The sequence below is a fragment of the Desulfallas thermosapovorans DSM 6562 genome (assembly GCF_008124625.1).
In the GTDB taxonomy this organism is placed as follows: domain Bacteria; phylum Bacillota; class Desulfotomaculia; order Desulfotomaculales; family Desulfallaceae; genus Sporotomaculum; species Sporotomaculum thermosapovorans.
The window spans coordinates 1-11,949 of the sequence record NZ_VNHM01000027.1; the positions used below are offsets into that span (position 1 = coordinate 1).

Genomic DNA, 11,949 nt, shown 5'->3' on the forward strand with positions numbered 1-11,949 from the left:
ACCATTTATTGTAAAGGTTTAAAAAAGCATGTTTTTGGTGAGTCCCGGAGGGGAACTCCTGGATTGGCACTAGGCGCCGAAGGGTAGCCTTGACAGCACGTTAAAAGGGCTGTGATAAAATATTCTACCGACGGGAGGGATAACCCTGCATGTTTTCGGAGCCGCCCGTCGGTAATCAATCCAGTATTACAGCCCTTAGTGCTGTCAAGGCCGCCGGTCTATCGTCGTTAAGTTCATAACATGCAATTCTATGATATAAGTTGATTTTGGGATATAGACTCTAATAATAGGGGGTTAAACCGATATTAGAGAGCATATTGAACATATGGAAATTAATGGCTTTAAAGAGAAAATAAAAGTCACCGTCAGTATCGGAGTTGCCGCTGCAAGTAGTAAACAAGGTATTGATATTCATCAACTTATTAACAAGGCAGATATGGCTATGTATTGTGCGAAAAACAATGGGAGAAATCGTGTATGCCAGTGGAATCAAGGTGAAAGTTCCGGTTGATGAAAATGTACTGCTAAAGCCGCATGGCGCAATGGTTTCCGGCCTTTGCGCCAAAATGTGTGCCGCCTTACGGGCCTTTCCCGGCAAGATTGTACTAAGTTACCGGAAATGTTAGGATAAGATGGTGTTACCGAATTTTTAGCCCGGTTATACTTTCAATAATACTTAAAGTGGTGTAGAGGTCCAGTGGAACGGAGTGAACAGGTTTGCAAAAAGGGCAGGCAGTTACACTGCAAATAACAGATATTAACCGCTATGGCGAAGGTATTGGGCGGGCGGATGATGGTATGGTGGTTTTTGTGCCCGGTGCGGTAACCGGGGAACGGGTTACCGTACGCATTGAAGAGCTGCGCAAGCGATTTGCCCGGGGAAAGTTGTTGGAAACCGTTATTCCGTCGGAGTACCGGGTAGCACCGGCCTGTGGATTGGCTGAATATTGCGGCGGCTGCCATTTGCAACATCTTGCCTACGCCGAACAGCTACGCTGGAAGACAGATCTGGTCAGGCAAAATTTGTCCCGCATTGGCGGCATTGACGGGGGTGTGGTGCGGGATATCATTGGCATGACTGAGCCCTGGCATTACCGCAATAATGTGCGTTTTAAAGTACAGAGGCGGGGCGGAAAGGTAGCGCTGGGCTTTTTTGCTGCGGAGTCACATCGACTGGTGGCGGGCCTGGATAGCCGTTCCGGGACAATGTGTTTGCTGGCCCACCGGGAACTGAACCGGGCGGCTGAAGGGGTGCGGGAAGTATTGGAGAAAAGCCCTGCGGTTGCAGTGTTGCCGGAGGAAATCATGCTGCGGCGTGGCAGCACCGGCCAAATAATGGTGGTTCTGATTGGTAAACCCGCAGGTGCTGAAAGGAAAAGGTACTTGGCCGGGTTGGCCGGCGAATTAACTACCGTTCCCGGGGTTGTTACGGTGGTGGATTATGCCCGGGCCGCCGGCAATAAAACAGGCGGCCGGTATAAAATTTTGGCCGGACCGGGCTATATAGAAGATGAGCTGGACGGTCTGTGTTTCCGTATTTCCGCCGCTTCCTTTTACCAGGTTAACCCGTCCCAGACCACCGTGCTGTACAAGCAAGCGTTGGAATATTGTGCTCTACAGGGGCATGAGGAGGTAGCCGATGCTTACTGCGGGGTGGGTACCATTGCCCTTTATATAGCCCGGTACACCAAAGCGGTGCGGGGTTACGAGGTGGTACCGGGGGCGGTGCAGGACGCCGAAGCTAATGCCGCGCTCAACGGTGTAAAAAACACCCGCTTTTTCGCCGGTGCCGTGGAGCGGATGCTAGTGGAACATGTGGCTAGTGGGTATAATCCTGAGGTGGTGGTGCTAGACCCGCCCCGCAGCGGATGCCGCTCCGAGGTGCTGGAGGCTTTGGCTCAAAGTGGTACCCGGAGGGTGGTCTATGTTTCCTGCGACCCCGCCACCTTGGCCAGGGATGTGGGATATTTACACCAACTGGGATTCGTTCTGCAGGAAGTGCAGCCCGTGGACATGTTTCCGCATACGGGACATGTGGAGTGCGTCACATTGATGTCAAATAGCATAAAGTGACTGAGGTTATATTTTTATGAATAGACGCGATTTAACACTTGCTTTACTAGTTGTAACAATATGGGGAGCAAATTTTACCGTAATCAAATTAGGGCTAGATAGCATACCACCCATGCTGCTGGTTGCTTTACGATATACCTTCGCAGCTCTGCCTGCAATCCTTTTTGTCAAACGCCCGGCAATAGGATGGCGTTACATTGTTGTGTATGGAATGACCGTTGGGGTTGGGCAATTTGCTTGTCTGTTTTATGCAATGAATATAGGAATGCCAGCTAGTATCGCTTCCGTTATTCTTCAGTCTCAGGCTTATTTTACCTTTTTATTTGCTGCAATATTTCTAAAAGAATCAATAAAACCAAGCCAGATGGTAGGTCTGGTCTTAGCTGGATTCGGACTTTGGTTCATAGGCGGAAATGTTGGAAGCGAAAGAGCCGCGCCCTCAATTCCTTTTGGCCCGTTTTTATTAACACTTCTTGGGGCTGCCTTTTGGGGACTCTCAAATATAGTAGTCAGGTATGTTGACAAACAAAGTGTTTCTCATGGACAAAAACTGGATATGTTAAGTTTGGTGGTATGGTCAAGTCTTATACCTCCATTACCTCTTTTTGCTTTTGCAATACTGCTGGATACACCAAAAACATTATTATATGCTATAGTTAATTTAAATGCCATATCTGTGTTTGCAGTGCTTTATTTGGCCTTTTGCGCAACCTTATTTGGTTTTTATACCTGGAGCACATTGCTTGCGAAGTATCCTGCCGGAAAAGTAGCTCAAATGTCCCTTCTTGTTCCCATAGCCGGTTTGGTTACTGCACAGATTGTTCTGGGGGAACAGCTTTCAAAAATGCAATGGTTAGGCTGCATGATAATATTTATAGGTCTGGTCACATCTAATTTTGGTGGTATTTTAATACATCGTGTTTTTAATAGTTTTGAAAGCAATAAATTTTTCTAAAACACATAGGAGCGGTAAACAGGAGTGCTAAATACCGCGTGAATAACAAAGAAATACCGAAAGAAGCAATTAAAGCATAAAAATAATAAAGGAATTGCATGATGGTATATTATGTTAAAAATGTAGGAAGCAGTACATGAAATGAAAGGTGTAGAACAGAAAGAGTCTGGCGAAAATATAGCACGTTTAATAGCTTAGCTGATTATGGCAGCCAGACGCAGGAGCAACCGAAAGGCTGCTCATTTTTCATGCCATGCCTAAGCAATTTGCATAATCCATATTGTTAATGGCACTTTTTAAGCTTAACCGAACACCAATGGTTCAATGTGATAAAGTAGCGGGGGTTTGGGATAGTTGAAAATGAGATTCTACAATGTAAAGCAAAACGCCCCACCTGAGGGCGTTCAGATTAAATTACACGTCATCCGGGGCCGGGGCAGTAACACCAGAGTAGCGATGGGTATGTGGTGTCCTGCCATTTACAGTTGTTTTCCCACTATATCTGTGGACATGTAATCCAGGCCCAACCGGTATGGCTGGTCCTGTTAATGAATTATATTTGTGACTATGGCCATCGTTAAATGTTGTAGTCCCGCTTAATCGGTGCACATGGCTACGGCCAGACCCTATTGTTGGACCTGTAGTGCCTCCCATGCTATGTAGATGTCTTACATCGAATGAGGTTTTATTTCGGTAGCTGTGAACATGAGTCCTTTTCTTCGGATAAAACAGTCCATAACCCATAGTATTACCTCCTATATGGGTTGATTTACCATTTATAATATGTTGCGAAGGAAAATACTGTGAATAAGTTTAAATTGGTAAAAGGGGTGTATTTGTATGGTAGATAATATTATTAAATCAATAGCAGAGAAATTATCCTCTTTGCCTTATATAGAAGGTATTGTTTTAGGCGGTTCACGTGCAAGGGGCATCCATACGGAGAATTCAGATATAGATATCGGCATCTATTACGACTTAGAATTATTTGACATAAATGCTATTAATCAATTTGCTACAGAGTTGGATGACGAGCATAGAAGTAACCTAGTTGTACCTCCTGGAGCATGGGGTGATTGGATTAATGGCGGAGGATGGTTGATTATTAACGGATATCATGTGGACTTAATTTTACGTGATTTAATACGGGTGGAACAAGTGATGAAAGATACGGAGCAAGGAATTGTTACTGCTAATTATCAGACGGGGCATCCCCATGGATATATAAGTGCTATGTATCGGGGAGAATTAGCGATTAGCAAAATACTATATGCTAAGAATGAAAGCTTATGCGAATTAAAAAAACAGGCAGAAACTTATCCAGCTGCTTTGCGGAAAAGTTTAGTTGACTTTTTTATATTTGAAGCGGAGTTCTCTTTAATGTTTGTAAAAGCAAATTTGAGCGCAGGCGATAAATATTATATTGCAGGTCATGTTTTTCGTATTATTTCATGCTTAAATCAAGTACTATTTGCATGTAATAATGCTTATTGTATCAACGAAAAGAAAGCTATAAAACTGCTTGATACTTTTGAATATAAACCTGAAAAATATGCCGAAAGGGTTAATCATATTTTTGAAGTACTCGGTCCTTCCATTATTGAATGTTGCGAAATGACTGAAAAACTTTATTATGAAGTGAAACAAATTGTTTCTGAAATAGATAGTTTATAATAAAATTCAAGCTGACATGTATAATCTTTTTAAGGATTATTACAGCTATGTATTTTATATCGCAAGGAAAATATTGTAGCTTAATTTTGACCCCTAATAATAACCAGTAAAGAGGCGATATGACGGTGTCTAATAATAGCTCTATGTTTACGACGGATGAAGAGCTGTATAAGAATACGGTTGGTGAGCTGAAGCCGCACAATGCACCTATCACTCCTGTCGAATACGATCCGAGTTGGCCTGAATTGTTTGAACGGGAGGCAAACCGGATTTATTCAGTACTCGGCAGCAAAGCATTGCAGATTGAACATGTTGGCTCGACCTCGGTGCCGGGGCTTTGTGCCAAACCAATAATTGATATGTTGCTGGTTGTGGAAGACTCAGCCGACGAGCCATCATATGTCCCGGCATTGGAAGCAGCAGGCTATACACTACGGATTCGAGAACCCGAGTGGTTCGAGCACCGCCTGTTCAAAGGACCCGATACCGACATCAATCTGCATGTGTTCAGTTCGGGCACATCTGAGATTGATAGGATGCTGCGCTTTCGTGATTGGTTGCGGTTTAATGAATCTGATCGTCATAAATATGGACAAGTCAAGCAAGATTTGGCAAAGAATAAGTGGCGGCATATTCAGCACTATGCCGATGCCAAAACATCAATAGTGCAGGAAATAATGGAAAGAGCGAATGCTAATATATGTAGTACGAGGAGTGTGTATTGAAGTGAAAAAAGTATTACCATCTATTGATGAATGGCTCAAAGAGGCCAAAGCGGATCCAATGGCTGCGCAGGTAGGGATGTTTTTAGTCCATAATGGTGTTGTTCGTCAGACGCCCAAAGCCAGGGTTCGCCAGGGGCTTGATGATGGTTCGCTGGTAACAGGAATGGAATTTGCCTATGATGCAGTGAAAGTGGATGCGGCGATTGCGGAAACTTATAAAATGGATGGCATTTACTATGTTAAAGTTTGGCTTAACGAAGGTCTGCTTGAGGTTGGTGATGACATAATGTATGTACTGGTAGGCGGCGATATTAGGCCGCATGTTATAGATGCCCTGCAATTCCTGGTTGAAAAAATCAAAACCGAATGTGTTACGGAAATAGAGCTAAAATAAGAATAACCCTTGATAATCCACCTAATACAAAATAGACTTAACCACAGCCAAGTTTATTTATCTGTTATCGCACAAAAGATGGGTTTCCCACAGAGGATACAAAAAAGAGACTGCACAAGTTTATTCATTTAGATGATCAAATCAGGTGGTGTTATTAATGAGGCTTACTCCGGCAGACGAGCTGGCCAGGCGAGTTAGCGCATTGCAAAAACTATTGCAGAAAAAAAACATTGACGGGGCTTTAATTATGCAGAGCGCGGATTTGTTTTATTTTGCAGGTACCGCCCAGCGTGCACATCTTTATGTACCGGCCCTGGGAAAGCCTTTGTTGCTGGTAAAAAGAAGCTTTGCCCGTGCGACGCAAGAATCTGCCCTGGAAGATATAATGTCTCTGGATAACGTCAAGGAGATGCCACGTATATTAAACAATTACGGTTTTAAAGACATAAAGATTTTAGGTTTGGAATTGGACGTGCTGCCCGCTGCGCAGTACCTGCGTTACCAGAAGCTTTTCGCACCTGCGCAAATAGTCGATATCAGTGGTTTAATCCGTACGGTGCGCATGGTTAAATCAGCCTATGAGCTGGACCTGCTCCGGGCTGCCGCCAGCCTCAACCATACACTCTTTTCCCAAGTCCAGGATTTTTTGCAAGAGGGCATTACCGAGCTGGAATTGGCGGGTCAGTTGGAAGCAGTGTTTCGCCGGGCGGGTCACCAGGGTTTTGTGAGAATGCGTGGGTTTAACCAGGAGATATTCTATGGCCATATCATGTCGGGTACCAATTTGGCTATACAAAGTTCCATTGACAGTCCCACCGGGGGACCGGGTGTTAACGTGTCCTTCCCCCAGGGTGCGGGCTATAAAAGGATAGCCAGGGATGAACCTGTGCTGGTGGATTATGTGGGTGTTTACGATGGCTATATGGCAGACCAAAGTAGGATATTTTGCCTCGGACGGTTGTCTGATAAACTTGTTCAAGCTTATGAAACAGCTGTAGAGATTCAGGAAACCATCAAAAAAATGGCGGTGCCGGGGGCGTCTTGCGCGGATCTTTATCAACGCGCCGTTGATATGGCGGCTGCATCCGGTTACGGGGAAAATTTTATGGGCTATCCCGAGCCTGTGCCTTTTATTGGCCATGGGGTGGGTATAGAGCTTAATGAGTGGCCGGTATTGGCCGCCGGCTTTAAAATGCCGCTGGAAGAGGGTATGGTTATTGCCCTGGAACCCAAATTTATTTTTCCGGAAGGTGCTGTGGGCATAGAAAATACTTTTGTGGTCGGTAAAAAAGGCTTGGAAACATTGACGGTTTTCGACGAGCAGATCATCTACTTGGGGCAAAAATAGTTATGTGTTGGTTAATGTTAATTTTCATGCTTGTTGGAAAAATATATATTGTAAATATAAACCCGTTACGCTTGATGATAGGGATATTGTAAATACTGTTGAATATCAATTGATGAAATCACTGGAAAAGTTGTATAGACCCTGAATATATAGGGCATTAGTGATTAACCGGTACATAAAATGCAAGGAGAAAGGAGTGGAGCTATTAAATGAGTGGTCCATCAGGTTCTAAACCACCCAGCCAAATAATCCGCGATACTATTGGGAAGAAAAAATGTACCCTTACAGTGGAGGATTTAATCAATGCTTTAGGTTCCCAAAGTTTTGGCTTGATGTTTATAGTTATGGCGTTACCGTTAACCATTCCCTTACCTCCGGGCATAGGTTTTATTCCGGCATTCCTCCTATGCGTTTGGTCCTTTCAGAGAATGTTGGGGAAAACAACTTTGTGGGTACCTAAAGCAATTGGTAAACGGGAGATATCTCAGTCGCTTATCATAAAAATTGATGCTAAAGCTATACCTTTGTGTGAAAGATTAGAGAGGTACTTCTTTAATTGCAGCCAACCGAATCCACTTAAAGAGACGGAGATTCGATTGGCATCGTTGACCGTGGTGTTCATGAGCATACTGATTATGTTGCCGACCCCATTTTTGAATGTCATTCCTGCTATAATTACAATCTTGATGGGGTTAACGATCTTAAACAGTAACCGTAGATTACTCTGGATTAATATGAGCTTTGGTTTATTAGCCCTGGGTTTTATCGGCTCTACTTTATACGTAGGATCGGAATTGCTGCTTGACGAGATTGGTGATTTTTTACAAGAAAACCCGATACTTTTTAATTAAAGTATAAACGCTAAAATAATAGTGAGCCATAAATAAGGGAAACGCCAGGAAAAAAGTGATCCACTTTAAATAAAAAAACCCCGTATAATTTAGAAGGATCTGATGCTGTTATGCGGGGGTGAAAGGGTGTCAATTGAAGTGGATATTTATGAAAAGATCCGGCATTTATATGAACATGAAGGCAAATCACAAAGAGCAATTTCCAAAATTCTTGGGGTGTCACGCAATACCGTCAAGAAATATTGCGACGGTTCACACTGTAGAACAGCACATTGATATCAATTCAAACAGCAAATTAAAATTCCTGTAAAACCCGTAAAAACGCACATAAAAATTCGGTGCGGCACAATAAAATCGTAAAAACTGCACATTCTTGTTGTACTTTTTAAATATAGCAACCACGCTTGCCAAGTTCAAGCTCGTAAAAAAGAAAACCACCGGGCAACGGTGAGTCCATTACCCGGCGGTTATACAATTTAACCCTTGGTTTTTCTAAAGGAAATAATATCAGCCCGCGCCTCAAATAACTTTTCTTTAAACACAACCAAAAACCAGGCTGACCGGTTTTTAGTTGGCGGGTACCGCCGGGCTTTATCGAACACCTTGCAAATAGCTTCTATGGCTTCTTGCTGACTAAAGCCCAACGTACTGATTAAATCCAAAGCCAGCGGTAAAAAATCATAAAAACCAGTGCTGGCAAAATAATATTCCAAGGAATCTCCCTTACCCATGCCAGGCGCCCCCTTTAAAGTGCTAAACCTATATAAAATCATTATCCCTAAGCGTACGCAGCGCTTCCGCGATAGTGGCGGCATCAACCTTATTCATAATCGAAGCCAGGCGTTCATTATTCCAGAAATAATCGCCGTAATCGGCTAAATCAGAACCCACATTAAAAGCCGGAACACTAATAAAACAACCGTATGCATAACTACCAACAATAAAAACAAACCCACTGCGGCTATTGACATAAACCTCGTAGTAACTGCCATGATTAATTAGGTCGGTAACAGTACCTGACCAGCGCTCAAAGCGCCTACCAATCTTCTCCCGGCATTGAAAAATAATTGGTGAAAAAGCCTTTGCACACATATAAAGGAACCTCCTTAGCGTAGCGCCAGATTATCACTGGCCGCAATAATAACATCCGTATCAATAACTGTTTTCTCCGATTGCGAGCCAATAATCAAAGCATCAGTCATTAGGCTATTGATCAGCCGCGGTACACCCCGGCAGGAGTTAGCCACAGCATGCACAGCCGCTTCATCTATAAGAGTACGAGCACCGCCGGCCGCCTCTAGCCGTGAATAAATATAATCCCTGGCTTCACTTTGAGATAGCCCCTCATAATGGTAATGCACCACAATCCGCTGCCTAAGGGACTCATGCACCGGCTTTTCCAAGATAGAAGTCAGATAAGGCTGGCCGATAAAAACCAGAGCAAAACAATCCAGGCTATCAAAGTGGACATTCATAAGCAGCTTAATATCCCGGAAAATGCCCGCGTTTAAATACTGACTTTCATCGATAGCCAGAATAAACGTTTTACGCTTCTCCTTAAGCAAATAAAAAAGCCGTTCCTGGATATTTCTGAACATAACCGACTTCTTAGTACTGTAATCCAAGCCCAGTTCAAAAGAAAACTGGTGATAAAACTCGGACACACTCACCGTAGAAAGGCAAATATACGAAAGCCTAAAAAGATTAGGGTTCAAGTTTTTAGCAAAACAGCGTAGGGCAAAAGTCTTACCCATACCGGGCGGGGCGGTAAAAAGACCGATACCCCGAGTATTTTTCAGATAATCAAGCCGGGAAAGCATCTGCTTAAAATCCCCGGACTTAAAAGCATAACTTTCAGGAATTGATTTATCGAAAGGATTAAAAGACAGGCCGTAAAAAGACTTAAACATCGGAAGGGCCCTCCATCCTGGAATAATCAATGGCATGCACATTATTGCGTTTAGTACGCCCGTTTTCCACCCGGTTGGTGGCCCGGATAGGATAATGTTTACCCTCGAAAAAAATATAAGCATCCTGCATACAATCGGGCAGATAGCGGATCTCCACCCTGGACCGGATGAACTGCATGGGCACATCATAATAGACAGCGCCAATGGAAACCGTAGCGTCCAGATTCACCTTTCGGGTAATGCGGTTCATGAAACACTCATCCAGCCACTGGCGGCTTTGGGGCAGCCGGACATGGCCAATACCCCGCTGGTAGCGTTCCATAGGCGTCTCACCAATGGTGCGGTTAAAACTGGTATTGCGTTTACGAACATAATCAGTCAGCAAACGATTAAGCTCTTCCAGGGATGATACACCTGAAGCATCAAAACCATAAAGCCAGGTATCCTTAATGGTTCTAAAGCTCCTTTCAACTTTCGCCTTGGATGCCCCATCACGAACAGGTGTATGTATTTTTACAATTCCCAGGGAGCCGCAAATCAGTGTGAGCTGAGCATTGGCATAAGTAGAACCATGATCGATATACAGTTTATTGCAAATCCCGTGGCGGGCAATGGCGTCCTTCAAGACAATCTGAAAGTTATAGGCGTTATCGTTATAGAAAAAACGAGCCCCTACAATTAGGCGTGAGTGGTCATCCACCACGTGAATAAGATAAGTGCGCCTGGATTTACCGCCCTCTTTAATGTAGGTGGTATACGACGTATCTGCCTGATACATACCGCCCGGGTAGGCCTCCTCAAAAGCCTTGCGGTCCTTTTGGTTGGGGTTAACCGCCGTTCTCAGGTCGTTGTGCTTGATAAAACGCTGCACACTGGAAACAGAAACCGCGGATTGGTTTATGAAACCATCTTCAATTAGTTTATGGTAGATCAAGGTGGCGTTAATGCGGGGAAACTTCTCCTTAAGGCGATGGATTTCGGCAATGGCCCTTTCGCTAAGCACGCGCGGTCTTCCCGCGTCCCGGCGTTTTCTGGGCATCAGGCCGTCCATACCCTGCTTGCGGTAGTATTCCTCCCACTTTTCCAGGGTTTTGGGGTTGTAGCGCATGGTTCGGCCATCGGGCAAAGTCAACTCATTTTCCGTCACCCGGCGGTAATAGGCGGCCTTCGAAGGGTCGGCAAAAGTACCTTGAATAACCGGGGCGATCAAGGCGAATCGGAAATAGGCCATTTCGATGGCAGATTGGTCACTGAATTGTCGTTTCATGTCCAGACACCTCCCAAAATCATGATAATACGCTGGATGAGGATAAACCATGACGGAGGTATGTGAAAGGGAAAAACAAGAAGAACCAACAAATCAGGCCGAACTAAAGTGTGCGGTTTTAGTAACCCCTTGCAGGAATGATTGGGCGTGACTCTGGAAGAAGGCGGCTAGATCATCCGAGGTGTTAGCGGTGGGCAACGTGGATAGAAAAGTGAGCGAGCTAGTGGCGGCGTCTTCCAGGATGCCGAGCCAGAGCTTCTTGTGGATTTGGAAAAGACGCTTCCAAGCATAAAGTGTGGACGTGGCAATCATGTATTTGTTACAGAGTGCCTGCACTGTCATGTGGAAAAGGTAATAATCGCGCAGGACAGTAAGAATAAAAATTAGGCTGTAGGAACTGTAGGGGATGATAATCTCTGGTAATATGGCATGGGTATGGCCGCAGGATGAACAGACTATCCTGGTTCTATATAGCCCCTTAAAAGGATTTGAGTCTTATCCCTAAATGATATAAACTTTAATCAACAGAAGGGGGATAAGAATGCAGCGCAAAAGATACCCTAAAGAATTTAAAGAACAATTAATTCAGGAAGCAGCGGAAACCGGCAATGTTGGACAAGTAGCTAAACGCCATGAAATAAGCCCCAAAACCCTTTACCGCTGGATTAGTGATTCAAAACACAAAGCGTGGGAGTATACAAGCAGCGGTGCAAAGAAAACAGCAGTTTACGTACCCTCACCTCAAGAGTTTA

Annotated in this window: 15 protein-coding genes; 9 read left to right on the forward strand and 6 right to left on the reverse strand. The window is 44.2% G+C overall.

Going from position 1 to position 11,949, the window contains the following annotated elements; all coding sequences use genetic code 11:
* The first annotated feature begins 304 nt into the window (after window positions 1-304).
* From LX24_RS14265 to LX24_RS14275, 3 genes are all read left to right on the forward strand, one after another.
* Window positions 305-511 carry a GGDEF domain-containing protein gene (locus LX24_RS14265; protein ID WP_341473582.1) on the forward strand — a complete coding sequence of 69 codons (207 nt, stop codon included), beginning with the start codon at window positions 305-307 and terminating at the stop codon, window positions 509-511.
* A gap of 206 nt (window positions 512-717) precedes the next feature.
* Window positions 718-2,073, forward strand: a complete 1,356-nt coding sequence (gene rlmD, locus LX24_RS14270; RefSeq protein ID WP_166512803.1) for a 23S rRNA (uracil(1939)-C(5))-methyltransferase RlmD — start codon at window positions 718-720, stop codon at window positions 2,071-2,073.
* A 16-nt stretch (window positions 2,074-2,089) separates the two neighbouring features.
* Complete coding sequence (locus tag LX24_RS14275) at window positions 2,090-3,028, forward strand: EamA family transporter (RefSeq protein WP_166512804.1); 939 nt, start codon at window positions 2,090-2,092, stop codon at window positions 3,026-3,028.
* A 414-nt stretch (window positions 3,029-3,442) separates the two neighbouring features.
* Here the strand turns inward: LX24_RS14275 and LX24_RS14280 are convergent, their stop codons facing one another.
* Window positions 3,443-3,772 carry a YmaF family protein gene (locus LX24_RS14280; protein WP_166512805.1) on the reverse strand — a complete coding sequence of 110 codons (330 nt, stop codon included), beginning with the start codon at window positions 3,770-3,772 and terminating at the stop codon, window positions 3,443-3,445.
* 96 nt (window positions 3,773-3,868) lie between these two features.
* Here LX24_RS14280 and LX24_RS14285 point away from each other — a divergent pair, with 96 nt between their 5' ends.
* The 5 genes from LX24_RS14285 (at window position 3,869) to LX24_RS14305 (ending at window position 8,020) form a co-directional block, all read left to right on the forward strand.
* Window positions 3,869-4,702: a nucleotidyltransferase domain-containing protein gene (locus LX24_RS14285; RefSeq protein ID WP_166512806.1), complete on the forward strand. Its 834-nt coding sequence runs from the start codon at window positions 3,869-3,871 to the stop codon at window positions 4,700-4,702.
* 125 nt (window positions 4,703-4,827) lie between these two features.
* Window positions 4,828-5,427 (forward strand): GrpB family protein, encoded by a 600-nt coding sequence (locus LX24_RS14290; protein ID WP_243131770.1) that lies wholly within the window; start codon window positions 4,828-4,830, stop codon window positions 5,425-5,427.
* Window positions 5,393-5,821, forward strand: a complete 429-nt coding sequence (locus LX24_RS14295; RefSeq protein ID WP_166512808.1) for a molybdenum cofactor biosynthesis protein MoaE — start codon at window positions 5,393-5,395, stop codon at window positions 5,819-5,821. Before LX24_RS14290 ends, LX24_RS14295 begins: the two co-directional genes overlap by 35 nt.
* 157 nt (window positions 5,822-5,978) lie before the next feature.
* Window positions 5,979-7,169 (forward strand): M24 family metallopeptidase, encoded by a 1,191-nt coding sequence (locus tag LX24_RS14300; protein ID WP_166512809.1) that lies wholly within the window; start codon window positions 5,979-5,981, stop codon window positions 7,167-7,169.
* A gap of 209 nt (window positions 7,170-7,378) precedes the next feature.
* Window positions 7,379-8,020, forward strand: coding sequence for an exopolysaccharide biosynthesis protein (locus LX24_RS14305; RefSeq protein WP_166512810.1), 642 nt, complete (start codon window positions 7,379-7,381; stop codon window positions 8,018-8,020).
* A 476-nt stretch (window positions 8,021-8,496) separates the two neighbouring features.
* Here LX24_RS14305 and LX24_RS14315 read toward each other — a convergent pair whose 3' ends face one another.
* From LX24_RS14315 to LX24_RS15225, 5 genes are all read right to left on the reverse strand, one after another.
* Complete coding sequence (locus tag LX24_RS14315) at window positions 8,497-8,751, reverse strand: hypothetical protein (RefSeq protein WP_166512811.1); 255 nt, start codon at window positions 8,749-8,751, stop codon at window positions 8,497-8,499.
* 28 nt (window positions 8,752-8,779) lie between these two features.
* Window positions 8,780-9,112, reverse strand: a complete 333-nt coding sequence (locus LX24_RS14320) for a DUF6618 family protein (RefSeq protein ID WP_166512812.1) — start codon at window positions 9,110-9,112, stop codon at window positions 8,780-8,782.
* A 14-nt stretch (window positions 9,113-9,126) separates the two neighbouring features.
* On the reverse strand, window positions 9,127-9,930 hold the full coding sequence (locus tag LX24_RS14325; protein ID WP_166512813.1) for an ExeA family protein: 804 nt from the start codon (window positions 9,928-9,930) through the stop codon (window positions 9,127-9,129).
* The gene (locus tag LX24_RS14330) at window positions 9,923-11,197 is read right to left on the reverse strand and encodes a helix-turn-helix domain-containing protein (RefSeq protein WP_166512814.1); all 1,275 of its coding nucleotides are present in this window, start codon (window positions 11,195-11,197) and stop codon (window positions 9,923-9,925) included. Before LX24_RS14330 ends, LX24_RS14325 begins: the two co-directional genes overlap by 8 nt.
* Before the next feature lie 93 nt (window positions 11,198-11,290).
* Window positions 11,291-11,656 carry a DUF6431 domain-containing protein gene (locus LX24_RS15225; RefSeq protein ID WP_279233234.1) on the reverse strand — a complete coding sequence of 122 codons (366 nt, stop codon included), beginning with the start codon at window positions 11,654-11,656 and terminating at the stop codon, window positions 11,291-11,293.
* Window positions 11,657-11,738: 82 nt separating this feature from the next.
* Between LX24_RS15225 and LX24_RS14335 the strand changes: the two genes are divergently transcribed.
* Window positions 11,739-11,949 (forward strand): transposase (locus LX24_RS14335; RefSeq protein ID WP_166511292.1); only part of this gene is annotated, 211 nt, incomplete at its 3' end.